This is a genomic window from Natrinema pallidum, from assembly GCF_005890195.1.
Taxonomy (GTDB): Archaea; Halobacteriota; Halobacteria; order Halobacteriales; family Natrialbaceae; genus Natrinema; species Natrinema pallidum.
This window is the reverse complement of sequence record NZ_CP040637.1, coordinates 1,593,324-1,618,214: the sequence shown is the minus strand read 5'-3', so window position 1 is coordinate 1,618,214 and position 24,891 is coordinate 1,593,324. Positions and strand designations below refer to the sequence as shown.

The following is a 24,891-nucleotide window of genomic DNA, read 5'->3' as shown; positions in this document are numbered from 1 at the left end:
AATCGCGTCGTCAGCGGTCCTGTCGATTCACGCGGTCGCGCATCCCAGTGTCCGCGGTCTACGCAGCAATTAGTCGTCGTCCGCTTCGAGGTCGGCTCCGTCGAGGTCACCCTCGAGAGACTGCACACCGGGGTCGTCGGTCTCGTAGTAGCCGTGCTCGAGTCGCGTAACCAATCTCCGAGTAGACATCAGTGGTCAGTATCTAACTCGCCTGTATCGATGTCTTCATCGAGATAGCGGGCACCCAGCTCCGTGAGCGAATAGTAGCCGTCACTTTTGCGGTCGAGTAGCCCGTTATCGGCAAGGTTGCGGCAGCGCTGACCGGTATAGTTCGGATGGGAATCGATATTGCGTCCAATAACTGCCGGTGGGACTTCGCCTGCATCCCGGACGTACTCCAGAATCGCATCGTCGGTCGGAACCATCCAGTCGGCGCGTTCTCGCATACCGGAGTCCGTGTGCTACTTGCCAATAGAACCCGCCCATGCGACCGAAACCACTCGTATCTGCGTATTTCAGTATCTTCAAATGCGTATTTGTGAAGTGGTGGATTCGTATATGCAAAGGTACTAAGTCAATCGGACGCGAAATGCGATCCGGACGGAAGCTACGGAATCCCCCGCTCGGTCAGGTGGGATACTTCGAGAAACGGACCGGTGTTCACGGCACCGATCCGCAGTAGCTCCCGTATCAGCGCTCCGGAAGCCATGTCCGACCACACTTCGCGGGGCCTTGAAGGCCCCGACCGAGTAGATGCATCGCCGACGAACGCTCGAGTCCGCGCCGATGGTGGGCACCAACCCGAATCCATCCGCGATTGTCTCGCGTCGATCGATTACCTCACGCGCACGCTGCTCGCGGCCATCCAGGACGAGGACGCGGCCCTCGAGCACACCGACCGCGAGGCGCGTCGCAAAGCCGCGCGGCACGTCCGCGGGATCAGATCGGAGGCCTGCCAGGTCGCGCTGTTGCTGGTCGGTCCCGAGGCGATGATCCCCTACCGACCAGGTGACGCTCCCGACCGCGATCCGTCGCCGACCGATCGGTCGCGCTCGTTTACGACGGCCTATCGCGGACCCGCCGCGGAGGCCCACGAGCGCGAACTCGAGCGCCAGCGCGGGGTGCGTAGGGATGACTGTGTCGACGAATGACTTCGCCACCGCGGATGGGTCCGCGTGTCAATATTCGTCTCCGTCCGTCTGTGCAGCTGTTCTGCATTGGACAGTTACGGCGATTCGAACCCATGCCGTTCCCGATGTGCGGCGAGGAACGTCGCATGCGGACGGCGGTCCTCGTCCGCTGGCAGCGTTAGCGAGTCCCCCTCGAGCGCCGCAAACTCCCGGTACCCCTCGAGATCGGGGCGGTCGGCGACGAGAATCCGATAGTCGTCGGATACCGCGAGCCAGCCGGTGTCGAACGCCCAGTGGTGGAGCCGACAGAGCGCGAGGCCGTTTTGCACGTTGTCCCGGCCGTTCGCCTGCTTCGGATAGATATGGGCCGCCTCGATGTCGATCCTCCCGCTCGGCGATTCACGCGATTTGCCGCAGATCGCACATTGGCCGTCGTAGGCGGCCGTGACTTCCTTCGGGAACACGCTCGAGCGAACCCGTCGCTGGACCGCGGTGAACTCTTCCTCGTCGTCGGTGAGCGGCAGTTCGTCGTCCTCGTCGTCCGCGAGCCCCTCGGATACCGACTCCGAGAGCGCCTCGAATTCGGCTGGCTCGAGCCCGAGTCGTTCCATCGTGAACTGATAGATCATCCGCCCGTCCCGTGAGACGTACTCGGCGTCAACGACGTCGACCAGTCCCTCGTACCGGAGGTCATCGCTGTCGGCCGGCTGGTAGAAGAAGTACACCGGGACGGTCGATCGGTCGGCCTGCTCGAGGAGCGCTCCATTGGCACCGGTCAACTGCTGGTCCCCCTTCTCCGGGACGCCTTCCCCAATGTAGATGAACCGCTCGCCATCGAGTTCGTCGCCGTAGGGGCCGTCCTCGCGGGCTTTGACGATGATGTACGCCAGGTCTCCCTCGTCGTCCGTCCGCGGACTAATTCCCTTGATGTACGAGCCGAAACTCGTGTCGAACGCGTTCTCGAGGTCGGTCTGCGCATAGCGTTCACCCCGCTCGAGGTTCGGATACACGGAGGACCGACGCCGCGCCAGTTCTCGACCGCTGTCGGTCAGCCAATTCGCACCGTCGGAGCGCTCGACGTAGCCCAGACTCTGCAGCCAGCCCCTGTGTTGGGCGGGTCCGGACGTATCGTTCCAATCGAATGTCGGATGCTCGGACCCGATCGCGTCGCCCAGTTCGGCGTCCGTCTTCGGCCCGTCGAGGAGCGCCTCGAGTATCGTGTCGAATCCGTGGACGTTGCTCGAGAGCAACTCGTAGAGTACTGCCGGCTCCGTCTCCGAAAGCCACGCCATCCCTTGCTGGGTGAGTCGAACGCTATCGCCATCGTGTTCGAGAAGTCCGATCCCCTCGAGAAAGGTCAGGCGACGCCGAATGCCGTCGTCACTGGTCGCTCGCGTGTTCGATTTGAGCCACTCGAGAACCGCCGCTTCGGTCGGAGAATCGGCGAGGACGTACTTACAGAGGCGCTCGAGGACGCTCGTATAGTTCCCCGCACCACCGAAAAACCGAACTGCGATGTGTCGTTTGTTTTCTTCCGTCGATGGCATCCGATACTGCTGTCGTTGCGCGGTCGTCATATAAAACGGGCGGCACGACGGCCCCACCTCGAGAGAGCAGTCCCATGCGAATCTTCACGTCGGTCCCCGTGGTAGCCCGTCGCATGTCCGAGCCAGCGCTCGCCGATCAGGAGTGTGAGGCCTGCACGACCGAGGACGACCCCCTCGAGCCCGACGAATACGCCGACTACCGTGCGGAGATCCGCGACGACGTCTGGACGGTGATCGACGACCACCATCTCGAGGGTACCTACGCGTTTGCGGACTTCCGCGACGCCCTCGAGTTCACCTACGAGGTGGGCGAGTTGGCGGAGGCGGAGTGGCATCATCCGGATATCGAACTCGAGTGGGGCGAGGTGACGATCGAAATGTGGACGCACAAGATCGACGGCCTCCGCAAGACCGATTTCGTGATGGCCGCCCGGATGGACCGCATCTACGACGACTACGAACCGGACGAGGACGCGTAGCGCCGACGCCGAGACACCGCTCCGATCCGCGCACTCCGACTGCCGGTCGGTCGAGGTCGGACACCTCGGAGTCGCTTCGACCGTCGACACACCACCGCTGCAACTGAAAACCGAGACGACTGGCTCGCGGATTCCGGGTGCAGGAGCGGTGATGTGAACGCGATAGAGTCGAACCGGAGGGGGATGAGAGCGGTACATACGGGGAAACGGTCGGACGGAGCCGACTCAGACGGGGACACACCACGGTTACATCTGAACGAGCGGGGACAGGTGAGAGGGGCGCTCGGAGTCGGGATCAACGGACACCACTCCTGCACGTGAACGGACGCGCCGTCACGGCGCGGTGACCTAATCCCTGCGAAGCGGTCACTCGAGACACCACCGTTTCGCGTGAAACAGGTCGACAACGACGCGATCGGGTGTCGATCGAACGCAGTCGTCTGAAATGGGTCACCGTGACACACCACCGATACAAGTGAAACCGGACATCGACAGCACGGAGCGGCGGTCGGCGTCGTGTCGGTCGCCGTTCACTTGCAACGGTGGTGTGGGCGGACGGTCCCACGTCCGTCGGTCTCCGGAGCCACCGCTACGGAACCCGACTCAGGCGACGCTGTTCATCCGCGCGATGTCGCGGATCGTCTCGATCTCGGCGTCGAGATAGAGCACGTCGGCCATCGCGTCGACGGCGCTCGAGAAGGGGACGTCGAGTTCGTAGCTGTAGTAGTTCCCCCGGGAACCGCTTCGGTTTTCCTTCGCCGAGAGGATGCCGAGCATCCGGAGATCGGAGAGATGGTTGTGGACCGACCGCTGGGCCAACGAGTCGGTTCCCGACGACTCACAGAGCGCCTCGTACTCCTGATAGAGTTCCCGCGTTCGGCAGGGCGTCGACTCCTTGGCGGCCTTCGAGACGACCGCCAACAGGGCGAGGCGACCGTGCGTGGTCAGTTCCCGCATACCCTCCTCGACTCGCTCCTGCTCGAGTTTCGACCGCGCTCGTTCGACGTGCTCCTCCCGAATTCCGGCGTCGTCGTTGTTCTCCGCCACTTCGCCGGCCAGGCGGAGCAAGTCCAGTGCCTGGCGGGCGCTCCCGCTGTCGCGAGCGGCGAGCGCGGCACAGAGGTTCAGGACGCCGGCGTCGCAGCCGCCCTCTGTGATCGCGACCTCGGCTCGAGACTCGAGGATGTTGGTCAGTTCGGACGCTTCGTAGGGGGGAAACTGCAGTTCGCGCTCGCAGAGCGTGTCCTGAACGCGCGGATCGAGCTGTTCGCGGAACTTGAAGTCGTTGCTGATGCCGATGAGGCCGACCTTCGTCGACTCGAGGTAGCCGTTCGAGCGGGCTCGCGGGAGTTCGTACAGCAGTTCGTCGCGGTCGCCGATCGAATCGATCTCGTCGAGGACGATAACCACCGTTCCGCCGAGCGCTTCCAGTTCGCCGTAGAGCTTCTTGAAAACGGTCTGTTGGGGGTAGCCGGTCGTGCTGATCTCGGCACCGGCGGGCCGAAGGGTGTTGACGAGTTCGACCGCGACCTGATACGACGAGTTGAGCGTCTTGCAGTTGACGCCCAACACCGAGAGGTCGACGTCGTCGTACTCGGTCGCGTCTTCCTGGAGGACGTCCAAGAGATACTCGGTGACGGCGGTCTTTCCGACGCCCGTATTCCCGTAGAGAAAGATGTTGTTCGGCTCCCAGCCGTCGATGATCGGTTGGAGCGCGTCCATGTACGCCTCGATCTCCTCGTCCCGCTCTTCGATCCGCTCGGGCTGATACGATTCCCCGAGGGCGTCCTTGTTCTGGAAGATGTTCTGCTTCCGCTCGAACCGAGGCATGTCCGTACCAAGCGAGATACAATATTTAAAACCACCTTTTCATATGATGCAAGTGAACTCAGACACACCACTGTTTCACGTGAAGACTAGTGTAGGGGGGAGGACTAGAGAACAGTCCGCACTTTCATCTAAAGCAGTGACACGTTCCACGGACTGCGGAGAGACGGAACTGCGAATACGTTCTCGGAACTGCGGTTGGTTTCAGCATCTGCGGTTCGGTTTCCAAATACACGGGCCGACATGACGTGAGACGGCTCTTCTCGAGTGCGAAACCGGTTCGAGGCATTGGACGACGACCGACAACGGGTCAGTTATCGCGGAACTCCTCGTCCCACCCTGCCCAACGGCACTTCACTTGTAACAGTGGTGTGTGTCTGTTACGTTCCGTCCCGTCGGCCACGGCTCGAAGCGTCTGCATCGGTCGATCGGGACCAGTGATCGACGCGCCGCGACGAACCAGACGGCCCCATCGGTGCTCACGTAATCACGATCGAAACCCGACTCCATGATCGAAACACGACCCCACAATCGAAACCACGGGTCGTCGGAGACGACCAGGTCCGCCCGCCATCCGCTGGGGTCTCAGGCGGCTTACGGAGACGGATCGATGCGATTCCCCGTCGACTCGTCGGCCGAACCCTCCGCGTCCTCGAGTGTTATCCCGACGCTCTCGCCCGTGGCAGAGACCGTTACGGTATAGCCGTGATATGCGAACTCGAGACTGGTAAAGCCGGCCTCGGCCGGAAGCGAATCGAGGAGATCGGGATCGATCGCGTCGTACAGCGGTTCCAACTCGACCGGATCGGTGTCGCTGGTCCGGGCGACGAGATCGATGACGGCCATACTCAGTCGATCGTCGGTTGTGTCGAGGTCTGCTGCGGGTTCGAGCGAATTCATAACTCCTGGTCGGGGACCAAGAGTAAAGAAGATGTCCCAATGTTTCAACCATTCATACATGGAGAAAAGAATGATCCGATACGCCGGAACATCGGCCGGGCGAGGACGACTGTAATCCAGTAGTCCGAGGTCGTATATCCGTGTTCCGAGACGCGCTCGTAGCGGTCCCTACTCGCGGCGCGGGACCTCGTGGCGGCCGAAGCCGTAGCGGAGCCGGTTCGCCAGCCGTCGCGAGAACCGGCCGTCGTCGGCCCGCGAGCCGAACCGTTCGGACAGCGCCGTGTAAATCAGCGGCAGGGGGACCTCCTGCTCGAGGGCCTCCTGGACGGTCCACGTGCCGGTCGACCCGCCCTCGATGCGGTCGGCCACGGTGCCGAGGTCGGTTCCTTCCTCGCGGAAGGCCTCTTCACAGAGTTCGAGCAGCCACGAGCGGATCACCGCACCGTTGTTCCAGACCGAGGCCACGGCCTCGAGGTCGAGGTCGTACCGACCCTCGTGAAGCAACTCGAACCCCTCGCCGTAGGTCTGCATCAGGGCGTACTCGACGCCGTTGTGAATCATCTTGACGTAGTGGCCCGAGCCGGCGGCTCCCATTCGCTCGTGCCCGTCGGGTCCGGTCGCGACCGCGTCGAAGACCGGCTCGAGTTCGTCGTAGGCCCACTGTGGGCCGCCGACCATCAGTGAGAACCCCAGTTCGGCCCCCGCAGGACCGCCGGACGTGCCGCAATCGAGATACGCCGCGGGACAGGATTCGGCGCGGCGGACGGAGTCCTCGAAGTAGGAGTTGCCACCGTCGACGACGATATCGTCGCCGTCGAGGTGGGGCTCGAGTTCCTCGAGCGTGACGTCGATCGCGTCCCCGGCGGGGACCATCAGCCAGATGCGCTTGGTCGCGCCCAGCCGATCGACGAAGTCGTCGATCGAGTCGGCGGGCTCGGCACCGGCGTCGGCAGCCCGTTCGACGGCCGCGTCGTCCAGATCGAAAGCGACCACGTCGTGGCCGGCTGCGAGCGTGCGGTCGACGACGATCCGTCCCATCCGTCCGAGTCCGATCAGGCCCAGTTGCATGGATAGGCGTCGGCCGCCCGGTGTGGTAGTGATTGCGGTTCCGTGGCGGTCGACGGCCGCGACCGTCGTGAAACGGATCGAGCCCAGCCGTCGGCGAAACGCCTACGCGATCGGTTCCTCGAGTCGAGCCCAGCCGATCGCATCGAGAACGAGGATTCGATCGTTGTACCGGACGTAGACGCCGTTGTACTCGCCGTCGCCGTCGGCGTCGTAGTAGGGCAGCGTCTGGCGGACTCGATCGACGACGGACCAGGCACCGTCGCGCTCGAGGGTGATGTGTTCCCATTCCTCGCGTGCACCGTTGCGGATCGCCCGGTCGAGCGCCCGCCGCGCGCCGGGAATCTCGCCGAGTCGTTGTGCGGACGCGTCGACGATCGTCGCGTCGTCCGGGATGTCGTCGGGCCCGACGACTCGCGCACCGAGGTCCGCCTTCGATCGCGATGTGTGGCTCGCCGACCGCTCCGAGTGCAGGACGTAGCCGGCCACGGCAGCCGTCCCCACCGCGAGGACCGACAGGGCGATGTCTTTACCCCTGATCATTAGCGAGTACGTTACAGCAACCGGCTAAGTATCTTTCGCAAGAATGTCCTGCGTTGACGTATCGGATGATGGGAAGAAAACGCCGGGAGCGGCGATCAGAGCAGGCGAGCGACGTTGGCCGAGAGCAGGCCCGCGACGATCAGCAAGGCGATCGCGGCGACGGCCGCCGCGCGGAACACCGGGAGCGCGTCCCGGGCCGGTTCACGGATTTTCTTTCCGGTGAGGCCGGTTTCGAACCGTTTCACGCCGATCTCGACGAGCGCCGTCAGGAGCAGCCAGAGCGCGACCATCGTGAGCACCAGTCGGCCGTTGGTCGTGCCGACGAGTCCCTCGATATTGTAGCCGTTCCCCGCCAGATGGCCCCCGGTGAGAAGGAGAACAAGCGAACTCACCCGCGAAATACTCGTCAGTTTCCCCGAGATGACCTCGAGCGGCTGAGTCCTGTTGAACGCGCCGTCGCGTGCGAGCGGAACGATGACGGCGGCGACGAAACAGACACTGCCAGCCCAGAGGGCGGCAAAGACCAGGTGCGCCGTTCTGGCGGCGAGCACGTCGACCATACGGGGCCGGTTGGTCAGCGGGCGTATCAGCGTTCCGACTTCCGGCCGAGGGACAGTTGGAAACGCTGTCACGTCCGAGCGCGGGATGCGGTCGCCGGCCGTCGGAGCGCGCACCCTACGTCACTCACTCGAGCCAGTCGGGTGTCCACGCGACCAGCCGACGCCGACAGCCCGCGTAGAGCAGCGAGACGCCGATCCCGGCGACGATCACGGCGGGGAGTCGGCCGTCGAAGACGAGCAGCGCCGGCCCCGCGAGCGCGAGTCCGAGGACGGCGTCCTCGGGTGCGCCGTCGTAGCGAATCCACCGTCGGGGGCGGAGCCATCGTCCGCGGACGTGATCGTAGACCGCCCGCTCAGTGCGTTCGTTCCACGGGTCGAGTTCGGGGCCGCCGCCGATCGAATCGCTCGCGGCGTGGAGCCAAGCCGCGACGATGAAGGCGGCCACTGCGAGCGTGAGCGCCGAGGGAGCGACGACCGCGACGCCGACCGCCGGGACGGCGACCCCGAGTCCTGCGACGGGAAAGTGGAAGGTCCGCCGGTGGACGAAAACGAGATCGAGATCGGGAGCGAGGCCGCCGAGGATCGCACCCACCGCGAGCGCGACTGCGAACTCGGGGACGACGTACGCGATCGGCGCGACGACCGCGAGTCCCGCGAACACGTGAGTGGTCGCCATCATCGTGTGTCACTCGAGGGAACGCGAGCGAACGGCAAAACGGTACGCGAACCGGCAGGGATTCGAACGCGCAGGCGCGATTTCACTCGACGTTTTCGCCCTGGTAGCTCCCGTCGTAGACGCCCTCGTGGTCGGCCTCGGCGAAGACCAGTTGGGCGATTCGGGCACCGCGCTCGAGTTCGATATCGTGGTGGACCTGTAACAGTCCCTCACCGCGCCCCTCGTAGCCCGCGTCCCACACCGCCGTATTGAGCATACAGGAGTTGCGCATGAGCGACGAGCGCGGGTAGACGAAGCCGATATGCCCCTCGGGGATCGCGATCCGTTCGCCGTAGCGGACGATGTAGGCCCCTGTCGGCAGGTAGTAGGTGTCGGGGTCGGCCTCCTCGAGTTCCTCGAGCGGGCGAGCGACGCGGTCGCCGATCTGTTTGCCGTCCCGGCCGAGACGGCCCGGCTCCAACTGCTCGAAGACGACGTCGGCGGTCAGATCCACCCCGTTGGGCTGGATCTGCGCGTCGGTCGTCGGCGAGACGTGGTCGGCGACGAAGGCACCGGAACGGAACATACGTTGTCTGTCAACCCAACGCCGCGGCGACGAGAAAAACGTATCCGTTCGCATCGACCCACCGGTTCGGTACCACCCACCACGACAGATATGGGCACGACTGTTCGAGCCGAGCGCGCGGCCGTTTTTTGGGGTCATATGGCGGGCTATTAGAACCTTCTCGACGCCCGTTCGCTCGGCCGGCAATACTTACTCGAAACCCCCCGTTTCAACCTCCCACACGCCGGTCGTTGCTCACAGAAACACGCTGGATTTATCAGGACGGACGGCCGAGTTCAGAGTGCTATGGGACAGACTCTCACCGAGAAGATTCTCGACGACCACCTCGTCGAGGGCGAACTCGAGACCGGCGAGGAGATCGGGATCGAGATCGACCAGGTACTTACCCAGGACACGACCGGGACCATGGTTTGGCTCCAGTTCGAAGCGATGGGGCTGGACGAGGTCCAGACCGAGATCGCGGCGCAGTACTGCGACCACCAGACCTATCAGTTCGACTTTAAGAATACCGACGACCACCGCTTCCTGCGTTCTGCGGCCGGCAAATACGGCGCTCACTTCTCCCGACCCGGTAACGGTATCTGTCACAACGTCCACCGCGAGAACTTCGCGGCCCCCGGCAAGACGCTGCTGGGTTCGGACAGCCACACGCCCACGCCCGGCGGCCTCGGCGAACTCGCCATCGGTGCCGGCGGGATCGACGTTACCGTCGCCATGGGCGGCGCACCGTACTACATCGAGATGCCCGAAGTCGTCAACGTCCGTCTCGAGGGCGAGCTCCCCGAGTGGGCCACCGCGAAGGACGTCATCCTCGAGCTCCTCCGTCGCCTCTCGGTCAAGGGCGGCGTCGGCAAGATCCTCGAGTACACCGGTCCGGGCGTCGAGACCCTGACCGCACCCGAGCGGATGACCATCACCAACATGGGCACCGAACTCGGTGCGACCACGTCGATCTTCCCGACCGACGAGCAGACCGAGGATTACCTCCAGCGCGTCGGCCGCGGCGACGAGTACGTCGAACTCCAGCCCGACGACGACGCCGAGTACGACGACGAGATCGTCGTCGACCTCTCCGACCTCGAGCCGCTGATCGCACAGCCCTCGATGCCGGATAAAGTCGTGCCCGTCAGCGAGGCCGCTGGCGAGGACGTCGAGCAGGTCATCGTCGGCTCCTGTACGAACGGCGGCTACGAGGACATCCTCCCCGTCGCCAAGATGCTCGAGGGTCGCGAGACCTCGATGGAGACCGACACGATCGTCGCGCCCGGCTCCAAGCAGGCCTCCGAGATGCTCGCCCGCGAGGGCTGGGTTTCGGAGATGATGGCCGCCGGCGTCAACTTCTCCGAGGCGACGTGCGGTGCCTGTATCGGCATCGGCCACGTCCCCTCTTCGGATTCGGTCTCGCTGCGGACCTTCAACCGCAACTTCGAGGGCCGCTCGGGGATCGAAGACGACAACGTCTACCTCTGTTCGCCGGAGGTCGCGGCCGCGGCCGCGCTCAAGGGCGAAATCGTCGATCCGCGAGACCTCGCCGACGACCTCGACGATCTCGAGGCACCCGGCGTCGAACTCCCCGACGAGTACGACGGCTCCAAGACGGACCTCATCAGTCCCGACGAGGCCGTCGACGACGAACTCATCAAGGGCCCGAACATCGGCGACGTGCCGCTGAAAGACCAGCTCGGTACGGACATTCAGGGTGAAGCGCTCCTGAAGATGGAGGACAACATCACGACCGACCACATCATCCCCGCGACCCAGGACATCCTGATGTACCGGTCGAACGTCCCCAAGCTCTCCGAGTTCACCCTCTCCCGGGTCGACGAGACCTTCGCCGACCGCGCACTCGAGGCCGACGGCGGCTTCCTCGTCGCCGGCGAGAACTACGGCCAGGGCTCCTCGCGAGAACACGCCGCGCTGTGTCCGATGTACCTCGGTATCGAGGGCGTCCTCGCACAGAGCTTCGCACGCATCCACCGTGCGAACCTCTTCAACTTCGGGATCGTCCCGCTGACGATCGACGAGGACACCTACGAGAACATCGATCAGGGCGACGACGTGGAGATCGTCGACGACGTCTACGACGCCGTCACCAGCGGCCAGGAGGAGTTCACCGTCCGCATCAACGGCGAGGACGAGTACACGGCGACGCTCGACGCCTCCGAGCGCGAGCGCGCAATCCTCGCTGCCGGCGGCAAGCTGTCCTGGACGAAAGACCAGGCCGAAGGCGGCAGCGGCGCGACGCCCGCCGACGACTGAGGACCCGGCGACGCTCTCGATTCTCCCTTTTTCTCATCGCCGCGGAGTGACGACGCTCCTCGAGAGCCCGCGCGACGGCGCTCCCGTCCGCACGATCTCGAGCGCCGCGGTACCGGCAACGGCGGCCGGGCAACGCCATCGTCATACCGTTCCGGCCGATAGCACAGGCGAATGCCTGCCGGTGGACACGAAAACGCTGGCTATCGACGCCTGTTCGATCGCGACGGGCTGACCTTCGGTGCCGGCTTTCCGCTCACGGGAGCGACCCGTTCGTCGCCGACCATCGACGACGAACTGCACCTCGCGAAGCACGCCGAGTCGGTCGGGTTCGACGGGCTCTGGGCTCGCGATGTCCCGACCTACTGGCCGGCGTTCGGTGATGCCGGCCAGACGTTCGAGACGTGGTCGTGGCTCTCGCACGTCGCCGCCCACACCGACGACATCGCGCTGGGGACCTCGAGCGTCGTGCTCACGCTCCGCCATCCCCTCCACGTCGCGAAGTCCGCGGCGACGGTCGACCGCCTCTCGGACGGTCGGCTCGTCCTCGGCGTCGCCTCCGGCGACCGCGACCCCGAGTACCCCGCCTTCGACGTCGATCGCGAGGAGCGTGGCCACCTGTTCCGTGAGTCCGTCGAGACGATTCGCGCCGTCTGGCGCGAGGACTTTCCCGAACTCGAGGGGCGATGGGGACGGCTCGAGGGCGATCTCGACGTGGTTCCGAAGCCGACGACGGAGACGTTGCCGCTGCTCCCGACCGGCCACGCCCGGCAGTCCCGGGAGTGGATCGCCGAGCACGGCGACGGCTGGCTGTTCTATCACCTGCCCGAACGGACACTCGAGGACTACCTCGTGGACTGGCGCGAGGTCGCCGGCGAGAAGCCGTTCGCTATCGCCGTCCGGGTCGAGTTGGCCGACGATCCGACGGCCGAGCCGGAGCCGCTCCACCTCGGCTTTCACGCCGGCGTCGAGTGGTTCCGGGCGTACTTCGCCCGACTCGCGGACGCCGGGCTCGACCACGCGATTATCGGCCTCCAAAACGACGACCGGGAGGCGGCGCTGTCGACGTTCGCCGACGAGATCATCGGTGAACTGTAGTCGCGTTCGGTGGCAGTACTTCGAGCGAGGCCCGGAACCCACCCCCCGATGCGTTTCACGGCCGCTCCGTTAGGCCCGGTTTTCGCCGCCGAAGCTCGCCGACGGACCGCGTTCGTCAGGACTCGCTCGCGTTCGAAGCCGGCACTGCCCCCGACTGCCCGGTCGTGACCGAGCGTTGCTGTCCCGACCGCGTATCGGGGACCGCGATCGTAAGCTCGCGCTCGGCTTCGATGTGGATGTCGTCCCCCCGCGCATCGATCGCGACCAGTCCGGTGATCGTCCCCCCGCCGTCGACCGAGTCCGGCGGGACCCCGATCGTCACGGCGTCGACCCGCTCGCCCGGTCCCAATCCCCCGGTCCCGCCGTCGATGACGAACCGGGTGCCGTCGATCGATTCCCCGTCGACCGACTGAAGGCGGAACGGGTCGACGGTCAGTGCGACCGTGAGAGACGCCGGACACTGATTGCTGAGATCGAACCGGACGGGCGGGTGGCGTGGGCCCCCGCCGAACAGCACGCCGTCGTCCTCGACCCCGTCCTCGGTCAATCCGAGGTAGGCGTGTGCGTCGCCGACGGGGGCGACGCGAACGTCGCGATCGGCGTCCGCGCTCGAGAACCCGAACGTCTCGACGGCGAGGACGCTACTCGAACCGGCGATCAGGGCCAGCGCGGCACGCCGAGTTCGTTTCATGGGCCGTTCGTATCCAGTGGGTTCGCTGGCGGGGGCGCTGCCGATGGCACGTGCGGTCTCGAGGCCGCGCCGACCGGTCGACGCGCCATCAGCCGTCCAGGTCCGTTTCGTCCCGGTACTCGAGGGCCACGGCCGACGGGTCGTCGCCGATTCCGAGTCGGGTTCGGCGCGCGTAGTAGCGGTGGGCGACCGCGGAGACGCCGAAGGAGACGACGACGAACAGCCCCCACGCCGACGGCGAGAGCGACGCGAACGGGCCGGGTCCGAACGACACGACCGCAAATACGAGGCCGGAAAGCACCACCAATCCGAGATAGTAGTCGCTCCAGGGTATCTCGCGCCCACGGACGATGTCCATGTAAATTTCGACGTCCTCGAGGGCTGGGGTCGGTTCGACCGTTCCCCGGTCGCGGTCGAAATCGACGACGCCGGCCTCGTCCATCTTCGGGAGATGCGACTGGCGAAGCGCCGTGTACACCCGTTTGCGGTCGCTGCTCGAGACCGCCGTGAGTTCGATATCGTCCTCACAGGCGGCGATCTCCTGCGAGAGGGTACCGATGTCGAGCCGTTCGTCCGCCCGCATCAACTCGTGGAGGATGTACCGCCGTCGTCGGTTCGAGAGGATCGTAAAGAGTTCGTCCTCGGTGAGCGAGTCGGCCGCCGCCGAGGCGTTCGTCCCCATTTCGTCCGATTCGGGGTCCGGGTCCGGTTTCGATGCGTCAGCGTCCCCGGACGGTTCGATCTGAGTTGCCCCCATTTCGGATCGGTGTACTACATTCCCCGATAAAAATGTTAGGACATAAATAAGTAATTGCCCGTGGCCGGTTTGAAAATCCCGTGTTCATCGACTCCTTTCTCCTGTGGCGACCGGTATCGTGAGACGAAATCCTGGCAGACCGACGTGTCAACCGTCGATGGACCGTCTCCCGACGCTGCAGGGACGACCGGAAACGGGAGTCAACGATCCCGATACCGCACTGATCGGTCGGTCAGTGACCCGTTACCTCCGAACCGACGGACACCGGGCCGTAGGGCATCCGATGTTGAATCCCGCTTCGGGCGGGTCAATCGAGCATAGCCGCTCGTTCCGAGCCGGTCGGGGAACGGTTGAATACGCCGAAGGAGGAGTTGAGAGGTCGGACACGAACGTATTACAATATCCCTTGTCAGCCATCCCTGATCCGTGATCCCCGCGGCGGGGATCAGACGCGACGAGTCGCAGCGGAGGCGACGAGCGGTCACACGCGAGCGACACACGACAACGGAGCATTCACCAATGCAACGACGCAAATTCGTCATCGGAATGGGAGCACTGGCATCGGGAACAGCCGCGGTTATCGGTACCGGCGCATTCTCGAGCGTCGAGGCCGACCGACAGGTCGACGTGCAGGTCACCGAGGACGCCAACGCGTACCTCGGACTGGACAACTCGGGGGAGGCGAACGATATGTACTTCGACACGACCGGCGACGAGTACGCCGTCGACTTCACCGACTCCGGCAACGGCGGCAACGGCGTGAACCCGAACGCGGACACCGTCGCCGAGGACGTGTTTACGATCACGAATCAGGGGACTCAACCCGTCGAGGTCAGTCTGAGCGGGTCGGGTGACCTGAGTACGCAGTTACCGGGGAGTATCTCGGCACCGGGCTCGGACGGTCTCACCGTCGCGCTCGCGGAGGACGACGGCGATGGTGACGACACCTACGAACTCGGGGTCGGCAAGTCGGTCAACGTGGACTTCGCCATCAACTCCGGGACGTCGAACCTCTCGGGGACGCTGACGATCGGAGCGGAGGCCTGACGAGGTCGCCGAGTATGAATCGGAGACGGCTGTTGGCCGGACTCGGCGCGGTCGCTACCAGCGGCGTCGCGCTCGGGACGGGTGCGTTCACGAGCGCCGAAGCCGATCGATCGGTCGGGGTCACCGTCGCCGACGAGGATCAGGCGTACCTCGCACTCAGCCCGACGCAGGCGGCGAATGCGACGTTTGTTAACCAGGACAGCGGCGCCAACAACGAACTTTCGATCGACATCAACGATGCGACTGGAACGGCGGACAACGGCGACGGCGTCGGGCCGAATTCGGTCTACGAGTTCGACGAACTGTTCCGGATCGAGAACCAGGGCACCCAGGAGATCGAGGTGTCGATCGGTGAGTTGGCGGACGGCGACTTCGACCCGACTGCGAGTGGACTGACCGTCCAGTTCTACCCCGGGACCGACGTCGATAGCCCACTTCACGACGATCCCATCACCCTCGAGACGGGCACCGCGCAAGTGATCGGCCTCAGAATCGAGACCGGAGAGTCGGCCGTTGAGAACTTCGATGCGGACGCGACAGTGAGGGCCAGGGCAACCTAACAGGCCGTCCACATTTCTTTCTGACTCGATAAAAAATGGGGCCCAGCTTCGACGATTGGTCCACTCCCACGGATGCGACCACGGGTCTCCCCACCTCGAGTCATCGGTGGAAGGGGCGACAGGCCGAGTTCGGACCCGATCGGCGGTGGCCTCGAACTGTGAGGGACACGTTTCTATCCACTCGGTATTATACCTATCACAAATATATAAATAGTATAATATTGCTGCACTAGATGAGGCATGATTCGGCGAGGGGTGATACGAGGGGGCCAGGTCGTTGTACTGGTTACCCTCGGTGCTCTCGTCGTCGGGCAGCTACTCGGGCAGCCGGTCCTACTGGGATTCGTCGAAACGGGGAGCATGGAGCCGACGATCGATACCGGCGATGGGTTCGTGGCGCTCCCCAGCGAACTGACCGACGATCCCGAGCCGGGCGACGTCATCGTCTTCGAGGCGACGAAAATCCAGGGCGGCGGTCTCACGACTCATCGGGTCGTCGAGGAGACCCCGCAGGGCTACGTCACGCGCGGGGACGCGAACCCGTTTACTGATCAGGACAGCGGCGAGCCCCACGTCCGGGACGCCCAGATCGTCGCCGAAGGCTGGCGAGTGAACGGCGAGGTCGTGACGGTGCCGCTGCTGGGGACGACCGTGATGACGGCAGGTGAGACGATCGAGCGCATCGGGGCCCGACTCGGCGTCAGCGAATCCGGCGACGCGTCGGCACTCGCGCTGCCGATCCTCGGACTCTCGGTCGTCCTCTACGCCGTCGAAACGGTTCGCGAGCGGCGCTCTCCCTCCCTCGAGTCGAGGGGGACCGACGACGGGCGCGGGACCGGAGACGGCTGGACCGATCCCTGGTTGCTCGCGGTGGGGTTCGCGCTTCTGATCGTTCTCGCCGCCGCCGCGGCGATGATCGTCCCGGCCGGAACTCAGTCCTACGATGTCATCAGCGCGGAGTTCGAGTCGGACCGCCCGCTGGTGATCGAGCGAGGGACGACCGACGAGGTCCCCTATTCGATTTCCAACGGCGGGCTCGTTCCGACGCGGTCCTACGTCGAGTCCGGCGACGAGAACGTCCGCCTCGAGCCCGAACGGGCGACGGTCGGGCCACGCGGAGAGAGGACGGTTGCGGTTTCGATCACGGCCCCGGACGAAACGGGCCACTACCCGACGTACGTCACCGAGTATCGCTATCTGTGCGTCCTTCCAGCGCCGGTCATCGACGCACTCTACGAGTACCACCCGTGGCTCCCGTTCGCGACGATCGTGTCGCTGCTCGGAGGCGGGAGTTATCTGCTGAGTCGACGGCTCGTTGGTCCGGGCGACGCCCGCTCGAAACGGGCGGCGATCCGCAGTCGGTGTACAGGGGCGCAATCGCTTGTCCGGCGGTTGTACTGAGACCGCGTATCAGAGCACGACCTATGTGGTTCCGATCGACCGAAACCGACGGCGCGACGGAGGAACGAACGAGGGCGGACGCGGAGCATCGGGTGCGACTCCGTGTCCTGCTAGCGACGTATCGAACGGGGGCCGTCGTCGTCCTGGTTTGCCTACTCGCAGCGGGTGCGTGGGTGAGTTACGGCGCCTACGCGGCCCCGACTGGGGAGGCGGAAACGGCCCGTCAGGTCGAGACGACCTGGACCGCCACGGGGAACATCTCGCATGGCGCTTCCGTCACCGAACCGACCGCGGTCTATCCGGCGGGGACGCGACTCGAGAACGAACCGCTGTACTACTCGGCGGTCAGTCCGACGGTCAACGGAACGTTCGTGGGGGGCTATGCGGCCGACAGCGCCGCGGACGTGAGCGTCTCCCTGACGGTCGAGTTGGTGTATCAGTCGGTCGACCCCGACAACGGGACCGTGTACTGGCGCGAACGCGAACCGCTCGCGGCGACGAACGAAACGGCGGTCCAACCGGGCGAGCCCGTCACCGCGGCGTTCGACGTCAACGTCTCCGCCGTCACGGCACGGATCGACCGGATCGAATCCGACCTCGGGGCGAGTCCCGGGGAAACGGAACTCCTCCTCGTCCTCGAGCGAGGGATCGACGGGACGATCGACGGCGCGGAGCGGTCGGTCGCGGACGACTACACGGTCCCGATCGCCGTCGCGGACGGGACCTATCGAGTCGAGGACGGAGCGAGCGACGCGTACGACGAGCCCTACGAGGAGTACGAAACCGTCTCCGCGTCCACCGCTGCTGGCCCCGTGCGATCCCTCGGCGGACCGTTGCTCGTCGCGGCCGGGCTCGGCGGCCTCGGTGCGCTCGTGGTCGCCTCGCGTCGGTTCGGGGAACCGACGGCGGCCGACCGCGAGTGGCTCGCGTACCGCGACGACCGCGAGCAGTTCGACGAGGTCATCACGGTCCTACTGCTTCCCGACGCGGCGCTCGAGGGGCCTCAGGCGCACGTGGACACCCTGGCGGCGCTGGCCGCGTACGGTATCGACGTCGACACCGCGATCGTCTTCGACCCGGACCGGGCGGTATACGCCGTTCGCCGTGACGACTTCGTGGCCGTCTTCGAACCGCCGCGACCGCCGTCGATTGCGGTCGGCGACGACATCAGTGACCGCCCGGACTCGAGTTCCGAGACCGGGTCCGAAGCGGACGCGGCCGGTGACGGGGGCCCGGCTCCGAGCGAGCGCCGGAATCACACGCGACCGACCGGCGCGGATGCGCCGACAGCGGGCGAACCCGGCGAGGAGGACTGAGCGACAGTCGGCCTCGCTCCGCACCGTCTCGAGTACGGTCGCGGACCCGTCGTGTCTGGTGGACGCGGTCACGTGATCGAGCCCGTCGGCCACCGTCGCTCTGCCCGCGTCGACTGATCGCTGATGTCCGAATCGGCGATCGAAATCACGACGCCGATGCGGATGACGACGGCCGACGGTGAACGTGCTGGACTGGGCCGGGCGACCGTCCGGTCCGCTCGTCACCACTCGAGGCGGTCGCCGAGTGCCGGTGCGGCGGCGTCGAGGCCATCCTCGCGAAGCGCAGCGGCGAACGCCTCGCAGCGGTCGCCGTGATTGACGAGGATTCGCGCGTCCTCGTAGCCCGCGAGGAACGTCCGGAGCCCGTCGCGGTCCGCGTGTGCGGAGAAGTCGTACTGCTCGACCTGCGCGCTGATCGGCAGCGTTCGGCCGTCGATGTCGGCGCTGCCGGTCTCGAGCAGGTCCCGGCCGGGCGTCCCCTCGACCTGGTAGCCGGTCATCGCGATCTTGTTCGTCGGATTCGCCCGAATTTCGGGAATATAGGTCATCGCAGGGCCCCCGGACAGCATTCCGCTGGTGGTGATGATCGCTGCCTTCTGTTCAGTAATCCGCTTTCGCTGACCGTTACGTCCGGTGACGAACCGCGCGTGGGATTTCGCTCGTTGAAACGCATCTGCGTCGCGAACGAACTCGGGATACTGCTGAAGCATCTCGGTCACCCGTTGCCCCATCCCGTCGACGTAACACGGGATGTCGTACGCGTCACAGATGAGCATCATCTCCTGTGTCCGGCCGATCGCGAACGCGGGGACGACGACTGTCCCCCCTTCCCAGAGCGTCGTCTCGACGCTCTCGGCGAATCGCTCCTCCACCACGGATCGGTCCGCATGCTCCACGTCGGAGTATGTGCTCTCGCAAATGACGATGTCGGCATCGGGTCGTGCAGTCGTCCCCGAAACCAAACGTTGATCGTCAGTGTGGAAATCGCCCGTGTAGAGCAGCTGTGTCTCCCCATCGTCAACGAGCACGTGAGCGCTTCCCGGAATGTGTCCTGCGTTGTAGAACGTCACGTCATAGCCAGCCGCTTCGAAGGAGTCCCGATACGCGTGTGTTTTCGACACCTGTGTAACGCGCTTGAGATCGGTCTCGGTGAACGGGCAGTTGTATGATCCCCCGTGTAGTTTGAGTGTGTCCCGCGCGAGCGTCAGCGTCAGCTCGTACGTCGGGGGGGTCCAATGAATCGACGGCCGTGCGTCACCGGAAAGCAGGGACGGTATCGTCCCGACGTGATCGAGATGTCCGTGCGAAACAACGACTGCATCCGGGGTCGGTGTTTGTACCGGAAACTGCGGCGGTGTGTCCGTCACCATCCCGAAATCGAGTAGGAGAGAATCGTCCACGAGAATGGCGCTTCGGCCGATCTCACGTGCGCCGCCGAGAAACTGAATATCCATTACCGGACGTATGCTCGCCAACTGCTTTTCTTCGTCGATCGACCCGCCGTTATCCGTAGAGAGTGCCCACACAACCGAGGGCGATATTCGAGCCCAACCCAGATCGTCCCGAAGACTCTCGCCGAACTCGCGTTCGATCTCCTTGCGGGGCGGTCGAGTCTCCCCGGCCCGTCACCGATCTCGAAGCCGATCCCGCTCGCTCGCCGGGCCACGGGTCCGCGACCCGTCGACATCCGGTCGGGTCGATCGGTCCTCGGTGTCGAGGACTCGCTCGAGTTCCCGTTCGAACGCCTCGTCGTCGAGGTTGCCGTCGACGTACCGGGAGCGAACGCGTTCTTCGGGATCGGGGCGGTTTTCGGTCGGGGTGTCCGAGCTGTTCCCGGCGCTCGAGTCCGAACCGAACAGCGAGAGCAGTCCAACGGCCGCCAGCGCGAGCACCGACAGGACGGCCAGCGTCAGGACCAGCGAGAGGACGGCCGCGATCACCGAGAGGGCGATGCCGACGATCGTGCCGACGACGCTCAGCACGACGATCACGAGGACGAGTGCGCCGAGCCCTTTGAGCAGGACGGAACTGAGACGTCCCATACTCGTCGTTCGGTCGACGAGCACAAAAACCACGCGGGGCCGCCACTCGAACCCGGCGTCGCCGACGTGGGAACGTCAGGGACTGTTCGAGCGACGGTCGTCCGCGCCGGCCGGCGGGAGCGTGGTCCGTTCGACAAGCCCGATGAGATAGACGTCGAGCAGACAGACCAGGAGGATCGTCAGTGGGATGGCCACGTCCGTGTAGCTCACGGCGTCGAACTGCAGTGCGGTTACCACGAACGGCTCCTCGAGGCTGAGCGCACCCGAGACGGTTCGCGCGCTCAGGAACACGAGCGCGAGGCCGTAACAGAGGAACCAGATCCCGCCGCGCTTCCATCGGCCGAGATAACAGTGACCGAGTCCCGCGACGAGGACCGACAGCGGGTATGCCGGCCAGACCGGTCGCGACAGTTCGCTCATCGGGGCTCTCTACGGTCCGGAGGACAATCGGTGTTGCCCTTCGCTGCGGGTCGCTATCCCCGATAGCGCTGAATATCGAACCGGTTGTAGCCGCCGTATGCAAGTTCGAGCGAGCCGATCCACCAGTTCCACCGTTCCGGCGGGGTCCCTTCGGGAGCGTCGGCCAGCTCCTCGAGGACGATCTCGTTGGTCAGGGCGGTCCCGACGTCCGATTCGTACGCGCCCGAGTCCGCGAGATCGACGGCTTGCCGGACGACGACCCGCGATTGGTCCGTCGTCCCGCCGAACTCCTCACGCAGGCGACCCTCGAGTCGCCCCGGATCGATGAACACGGCTCGAGGTAGGCGTTGCAGCTACTTGACTGTTCGAGCGGGACTTGCGGAGACGGGCGTAGAGGGATCGCGGTCCAGTTCGGTGGCCGGGAGGACGGCTCGAGCGTTGCGAGAGCCGTCCGACCCGGGGGAGGGCAGGCGCTCACTCGATCCGACCGCGAGCGACCGCAGGGAGCGAGCGGGCCGACGACCGATGTGGAGTGAACGCAGTGAACGAAACGGAGGGAGGAGTGCTTTTCATCCAAGTTTTGCCGAGGGTCGGCGAAGCCGGCCCGCAGCGCAAAAGTTGGGTGACGATCGATGATCTTTTGAGCGACGGCCGTCTTCCGTCGGGCATGGCAAGTTTCACTGTCGTTGTCGGCGACCCGGAGTCCGGGTTGGCCCACCAGCTCGAGGCCGAGGAACAGGACGCGAACCGCTTTATCGGGAAGTCCATCGGCGAGGAAGTCGACGGGAGCGCGGTCGGGCTCGACGGCTACACGCTCGAGATCACCGGCGGTTCCGACGAGGCCGGCCGCCCGCTCACCGACGAGGTTGCGGGACCGAACCTGAAGGAAGTCATGATGAAAGACGAGCAGACGGGCTACAAACCGTCCCGTGACGGCGAGCGACGCCGGATCACCGTCCGCGGCCGCGAAGTGTCCGACGCCGTCGCCCAGATCAACGCCTCGATCGTCGACCGCGGCAGTACCGACGTCGACGAACTGCTCGGCGACGACGGCGACGACGAGTAAGTCGCCACCCGCATTCATTCGTTTGCAATGACTGACAGAGTTGCGAGCGACCATCCCTCGGTCCCGACTGTCCGGTCGACGTGTACGGAGACGGCGACGGGCGTCAAACTCGAGGTGCCAGCCGACGACCGCGAGGCGTTCCCGACCGACGAGGTCGTCCGAGTCGTCCTCGACGGCAAGGAACTGTTCGCGCGAGTCGAACGGGCGTTGACCGGCGACGACCTGTCGATCCCGGGCGTCTACGACACGCCGGACCTGGCTCGAGACCCCAGCGGCGGGACCGACCGACTCACCGAGTGGACCGCCGACCACGACGTTCCGGCGGGCGGCTCGGTCCTGATCGACGTCGTCGAACCCGAGTTCCTTTATGGTCTCCGCTCGCCCGGCGAGACGACCTACTACGACGCACGCGAGCCGCCAACCGAGAGCCTGAGCGAGATCGCGGACAGCCTCGAAGACGAGTAGCCCGAGTTACAGTCGCGGGAGGACGGCGGACAGCAAGAGCCCGAAGGCGAGGTGTCGGACCATCGTCCGTTCGACGGTCGAACGCACGTACGCCTCGTCGGCGATCGAGTACTCCTTGGTTCGAACCTTGGCGTGCATCGACAGTACGTCCGCTTCCTCTAACTCGTGGAGGGTCGGATAGACGGTCCCCGGACTGAGTTGTGTCTCGAAGAGGGAGGTCAACGCCGAGATGAGTTCCTTGCCGTGGGTCTCCCCGTGAAGCGCGATGAGCACCAGGAGGAGTTCCTCCAGATTGTCCCTGACGATGGCCTCGTCGAACTGGACATCGTCGGCCGGGAACGCTCCGTGGACTTGCTCTATGAGTTCGTCGAGTTGCCGTTCGATGTCTTTCGGTGCGTCCTCAGTCGACTCGAGGGCGGGATCGGACGGGTTCGACTGACTGTCCGTGAGTATGCTCCTCGTGAGTTCGTCGAGCACGGATTCGACGGTGCGGCTGTTTTCATACATTGACGATCACTGGTGGAGGTCGTGAGATGGTCGTCCTCGGCCGCCGGCTGTGGTCGACCAACGGGGGAGCGAGCGCGGGATGGAGATACGACTACTGAGCCCGTGTCACTGTGACGTATTAAGCGGCAGGGAAACGAACGGTCATCCGACCTCATAAATTAAGATATCGTGTTGAAAACGACAAATGTTAACTGCTAACACGACTGTACCCGGACGGGTGACCGTTGGTCCGGTGTCGGTCCCGAACGGAGCGACGCGAATACCGCCCTTTTTCCACGTCGAGCATCAATCCGTGGCCATGAGTAACCCACGCGAGGAGTTTCTGGCGGGCGACCGCCTCGAGGACGTTGCGCTGTTTCTGGCGGACTCTTACGTCTCGGACGATCGACTCGAACGGTTCGGCGATCGCGTTGACGACGGGATCGTGATCGTGGTCGACGGCGAGCGCGGCCGGAGCGCCTTTCAGGCGGCGACGGGAACCGGTGCGATGGAGTTCGCCAAGTCCGCAATGAGCAACGAGGGGGAGATCACGGCCGATCTGGCGGGCGGTCGGTGTCCGGACGCGGCGGACGACGAGGAGCACGCGGTTCAGTTCGTTTTCGCGTTCGCCGAGGATCAAAACGAGGAGGTCGGCGGCATCTACGCCGACGGTGCCGTCGTCCACGCCTACGCCCAGTGTACGTGCGGAACGGCGTTTTCGGATCGGTGGAACGTGACCGACGAGACCGACAAGTAGTCCCGAGTCGAGTCGGGAGCCTCCGTACAGCGGTCAGGTCGCGCTGTCGTCGGCTTCCGCGGCCGCTTCCGTAACGACGTCACGGAAGGCGTCGAGGATGACGCGTTTCGTCACGGCACCCCGCGTCGTCCAGTGGTTCGCGTAGTCGAGCATGTCGTCGTAGATGTCGGGCTTGCAGCCCGCGGCCTTGGGGTGGCCGCCGCCGTTGACCTTGCCCGCGACCTCGTGGCAGCGTTCGAACTCGTCGGTTCCGCGAATCGAGGCTGAACCGGCGGGCTTGACGATGATCGAGGCGTCGGCACCGCGTTCACGCATCGCCTCCGCGACCTCGTTTTGCGAACAGCGACCGTAAGTGATCCCGACCGTGTAGCCGCCGATCTCGCGGAGTTCGGCCCGGCCAACGGCTTGATCGATGAGTGCCTCCTTCTCGACGCGGCGCTCGGCGATGTACTCCTCGACCCATTCGGGGAGGTCGACGCCGTACTCGCGGACGACCTCGACGTACTCCCCGGGATCGGTCCAGTACGCGTAATCCGCGAGGTCGTCGCTGCGCGGGTCCTCGCGTAGCCAGAGGTCGTGGTCCCTGGTCACGGCGGCCAGTTCTTCGTACATCGGCCCGAACCCGTACTCGAGCGAGCGAGCGACCACGTCGGCGCTACACTCCTCGTCGGAATCGCCGATCACGAGGTCGACTCCGGCCTCCCGGACCGCCCGTGCGACGTCGTCGCCCCACTGATGGTGGTCGTACCACGCGAGACGGTCGGCGATCTCGAGCGCGGCCGCGAGTTCCTCCTCGACGTACTCGTACCGATCGGGCGCGAGATCGCACACGAAGATATCGATCCCGTTGTCGCCGTACTCGGCAACGCGAGCCAGCGCGTCCTCCACGTCGTGGGGACTGGCAGGGAGCAACGCGACGCCGTGGGGCGTCGGCTCGGGCTCCTCGAGCGGTTCGCCGGCCGCGTCCGTCGCGTCGCCCTCGATCTCGTCCGGCTCCGGGACGTTCCGCACGTCGTTGTAGGCCTCTCGAATGAGCGCGACACAGGCCAGCCCGTCGGCGTCCGGATCGGCGATGACCGCAGCGTCGGCCCCCTCGAGTGCGGCCTCGGTTCGTTGCTCCGTGAGGTCGTCCTCGAGCGCATCGGGCAGGAAGAAACCGGTCCCCGGCAGGACGGACTTCCGCGAGAGCGACAGATCGCCACTCCGAATGAGTTCGTCGTACATGCTGCGTACTGGG

The 24,891-nt window shown here is 65.1% G+C and carries 28 protein-coding genes; 11 read left to right on the top strand and 17 right to left on the bottom strand.

The window, feature by feature from the left end; translation table 11 throughout:
- Positions 1-188: 188 nt before the first annotated feature.
- Positions 189-446 (bottom strand): hypothetical protein, encoded by a 258-nt coding sequence (locus FGF80_RS08035; RefSeq protein ID WP_006185978.1) that lies wholly within the window; start codon positions 444-446, stop codon positions 189-191.
- Between the two features lie 261 nt (positions 447-707).
- Between FGF80_RS08035 and FGF80_RS08030 the strand changes: the two genes are divergently transcribed.
- Positions 708-1,151, top strand: a complete 444-nt coding sequence (locus tag FGF80_RS08030; protein ID WP_006185977.1) for a hypothetical protein — start codon at positions 708-710, stop codon at positions 1,149-1,151.
- A 74-nt stretch (positions 1,152-1,225) separates the two neighbouring features.
- Here FGF80_RS08030 and FGF80_RS08025 read toward each other — a convergent pair whose 3' ends face one another.
- The gene (locus tag FGF80_RS08025; RefSeq protein ID WP_049908112.1) at positions 1,226-2,677 is read right to left on the bottom strand and encodes an HNH endonuclease; all 1,452 of its coding nucleotides are present in this window, start codon (positions 2,675-2,677) and stop codon (positions 1,226-1,228) included.
- A gap of 113 nt (positions 2,678-2,790) precedes the next feature.
- Here FGF80_RS08025 and FGF80_RS08020 point away from each other — a divergent pair, with 113 nt between their 5' ends.
- On the top strand, positions 2,791-3,156 hold the full coding sequence (locus FGF80_RS08020) for a 4a-hydroxytetrahydrobiopterin dehydratase (RefSeq protein ID WP_006185975.1): 366 nt from the start codon (positions 2,791-2,793) through the stop codon (positions 3,154-3,156).
- A 603-nt stretch (positions 3,157-3,759) separates the two neighbouring features.
- Here the strand turns inward: FGF80_RS08020 and FGF80_RS08015 are convergent.
- The 7 genes from FGF80_RS08015 to FGF80_RS07985 all read right to left on the bottom strand — a co-directional run bounded on the left by FGF80_RS08015 (position 3,760) and on the right by FGF80_RS07985 (position 9,292).
- Positions 3,760-4,986, bottom strand: a complete 1,227-nt coding sequence (locus FGF80_RS08015; protein WP_006185974.1) for an orc1/cdc6 family replication initiation protein — start codon at positions 4,984-4,986, stop codon at positions 3,760-3,762.
- Positions 4,987-5,577: 591 nt separating this feature from the next.
- A complete protein-coding gene (locus FGF80_RS08010) occupies positions 5,578-5,883 on the bottom strand; it encodes a HalOD1 output domain-containing protein (protein ID WP_006185973.1) in 306 nt (101 codons plus the stop codon).
- A gap of 168 nt (positions 5,884-6,051) precedes the next feature.
- Entirely contained in the window at positions 6,052-6,951 is a 900-nt protein-coding gene (gnd, locus tag FGF80_RS08005; protein ID WP_006185972.1) for a phosphogluconate dehydrogenase (NAD(+)-dependent, decarboxylating), read from the bottom strand.
- Positions 6,952-7,053: 102 nt separating this feature from the next.
- Positions 7,054-7,491 carry a hypothetical protein gene (locus tag FGF80_RS08000; protein WP_138653235.1) on the bottom strand — a complete coding sequence of 146 codons (438 nt, stop codon included), beginning with the start codon at positions 7,489-7,491 and terminating at the stop codon, positions 7,054-7,056.
- A gap of 95 nt (positions 7,492-7,586) precedes the next feature.
- Entirely contained in the window at positions 7,587-8,051 is a 465-nt protein-coding gene (locus FGF80_RS07995; protein ID WP_138653233.1) for a copper resistance protein CopD, read from the bottom strand.
- A gap of 124 nt (positions 8,052-8,175) precedes the next feature.
- Positions 8,176-8,730 carry a metal-dependent hydrolase gene (locus tag FGF80_RS07990; RefSeq protein WP_138653231.1) on the bottom strand — a complete coding sequence of 185 codons (555 nt, stop codon included), beginning with the start codon at positions 8,728-8,730 and terminating at the stop codon, positions 8,176-8,178.
- Between the two features lie 79 nt (positions 8,731-8,809).
- A complete protein-coding gene (locus tag FGF80_RS07985) occupies positions 8,810-9,292 on the bottom strand; it encodes a deoxyuridine 5'-triphosphate nucleotidohydrolase (RefSeq protein WP_006185968.1) in 483 nt (160 codons plus the stop codon).
- Positions 9,293-9,577: 285 nt separating this feature from the next.
- On the opposite strand from FGF80_RS07985, the gene FGF80_RS07980 reads away from it, so the two are divergent.
- A complete protein-coding gene (locus FGF80_RS07980) occupies positions 9,578-11,551 on the top strand; it encodes an aconitate hydratase (protein WP_006185967.1) in 1,974 nt (657 codons plus the stop codon).
- Between the two features lie 171 nt (positions 11,552-11,722).
- Complete coding sequence (locus tag FGF80_RS07975; RefSeq protein ID WP_006185966.1) at positions 11,723-12,646, top strand: TIGR03571 family LLM class oxidoreductase; 924 nt, start codon at positions 11,723-11,725, stop codon at positions 12,644-12,646.
- A gap of 115 nt (positions 12,647-12,761) precedes the next feature.
- On the opposite strand, the gene FGF80_RS07970 is transcribed toward FGF80_RS07975, so the two are convergent.
- Entirely contained in the window at positions 12,762-13,337 is a 576-nt protein-coding gene (locus FGF80_RS07970) for a hypothetical protein (RefSeq protein ID WP_138653229.1), read from the bottom strand.
- Positions 13,338-13,425: 88 nt separating this feature from the next.
- Positions 13,426-14,094, bottom strand: coding sequence for a DUF7344 domain-containing protein (locus tag FGF80_RS07965; RefSeq protein WP_006185964.1), 669 nt, complete (start codon positions 14,092-14,094; stop codon positions 13,426-13,428).
- Positions 14,095-14,613: 519 nt separating this feature from the next.
- On the opposite strand from FGF80_RS07965, the gene FGF80_RS07960 reads away from it, so the two are divergent.
- The 4 genes from FGF80_RS07960 (at position 14,614) to FGF80_RS07945 (ending at position 18,418) form a co-directional block, all read left to right on the top strand.
- A complete protein-coding gene (locus FGF80_RS07960) occupies positions 14,614-15,141 on the top strand; it encodes a hypothetical protein (RefSeq protein ID WP_006185963.1) in 528 nt (175 codons plus the stop codon).
- A 14-nt stretch (positions 15,142-15,155) separates the two neighbouring features.
- Positions 15,156-15,701, top strand: a complete 546-nt coding sequence (locus FGF80_RS07955; protein ID WP_006185962.1) for a DUF1102 domain-containing protein — start codon at positions 15,156-15,158, stop codon at positions 15,699-15,701.
- Between the two features lie 240 nt (positions 15,702-15,941).
- Positions 15,942-17,102 carry a signal peptidase I gene (locus FGF80_RS07950; protein WP_138653227.1) on the top strand — a complete coding sequence of 387 codons (1,161 nt, stop codon included), beginning with the start codon at positions 15,942-15,944 and terminating at the stop codon, positions 17,100-17,102.
- A gap of 23 nt (positions 17,103-17,125) precedes the next feature.
- Positions 17,126-18,418: a DUF5305 domain-containing protein gene (locus FGF80_RS07945; protein ID WP_138653225.1), complete on the top strand. Its 1,293-nt coding sequence runs from the start codon at positions 17,126-17,128 to the stop codon at positions 18,416-18,418.
- Positions 18,419-18,639: 221 nt separating this feature from the next.
- Here the strand turns inward: FGF80_RS07945 and FGF80_RS07940 are convergent, their stop codons facing one another.
- The 4 genes from FGF80_RS07940 to FGF80_RS07925 form a co-directional block, all read right to left on the bottom strand.
- Positions 18,640-19,872 (bottom strand): MBL fold metallo-hydrolase, encoded by a 1,233-nt coding sequence (locus FGF80_RS07940; protein ID WP_138653223.1) that lies wholly within the window; start codon positions 19,870-19,872, stop codon positions 18,640-18,642.
- Between the two features lie 171 nt (positions 19,873-20,043).
- Positions 20,044-20,460 carry a hypothetical protein gene (locus FGF80_RS07935; RefSeq protein WP_049908111.1) on the bottom strand — a complete coding sequence of 139 codons (417 nt, stop codon included), beginning with the start codon at positions 20,458-20,460 and terminating at the stop codon, positions 20,044-20,046.
- 75 nt (positions 20,461-20,535) lie between these two features.
- Positions 20,536-20,880 carry a hypothetical protein gene (locus FGF80_RS07930; RefSeq protein WP_006185955.1) on the bottom strand — a complete coding sequence of 115 codons (345 nt, stop codon included), beginning with the start codon at positions 20,878-20,880 and terminating at the stop codon, positions 20,536-20,538.
- 53 nt (positions 20,881-20,933) lie between these two features.
- Entirely contained in the window at positions 20,934-21,212 is a 279-nt protein-coding gene (locus FGF80_RS07925) for a hypothetical protein (protein ID WP_138653221.1), read from the bottom strand.
- 335 nt (positions 21,213-21,547) lie between these two features.
- On the opposite strand from FGF80_RS07925, the gene FGF80_RS07920 reads away from it, so the two are divergent.
- Together FGF80_RS07920 and FGF80_RS07915 are read left to right on the top strand one after the other, a co-directional pair.
- Positions 21,548-21,946: a 30S ribosomal protein S6e gene (locus FGF80_RS07920; protein WP_006185953.1), complete on the top strand. Its 399-nt coding sequence runs from the start codon at positions 21,548-21,550 to the stop codon at positions 21,944-21,946.
- A gap of 27 nt (positions 21,947-21,973) precedes the next feature.
- Positions 21,974-22,411 carry a DUF7112 family protein gene (locus FGF80_RS07915; RefSeq protein ID WP_006185952.1) on the top strand — a complete coding sequence of 146 codons (438 nt, stop codon included), beginning with the start codon at positions 21,974-21,976 and terminating at the stop codon, positions 22,409-22,411.
- A 6-nt stretch (positions 22,412-22,417) separates the two neighbouring features.
- Here the strand turns inward: FGF80_RS07915 and FGF80_RS07910 are convergent, their stop codons facing one another.
- Complete coding sequence (locus tag FGF80_RS07910; RefSeq protein ID WP_006185951.1) at positions 22,418-22,918, bottom strand: PadR family transcriptional regulator; 501 nt, start codon at positions 22,916-22,918, stop codon at positions 22,418-22,420.
- Between the two features lie 298 nt (positions 22,919-23,216).
- Here FGF80_RS07910 and FGF80_RS07905 point away from each other — a divergent pair, with 298 nt between their 5' ends.
- On the top strand, positions 23,217-23,654 hold the full coding sequence (locus FGF80_RS07905) for a DUF5807 family protein (RefSeq protein ID WP_006185950.1): 438 nt from the start codon (positions 23,217-23,219) through the stop codon (positions 23,652-23,654).
- 33 nt (positions 23,655-23,687) lie between these two features.
- Here FGF80_RS07905 and FGF80_RS07900 read toward each other — a convergent pair whose 3' ends face one another.
- Complete coding sequence (locus tag FGF80_RS07900; RefSeq protein ID WP_138653219.1) at positions 23,688-24,878, bottom strand: DHH family phosphoesterase; 1,191 nt, start codon at positions 24,876-24,878, stop codon at positions 23,688-23,690.
- Positions 24,879-24,891 lie beyond the last annotated feature (13 nt).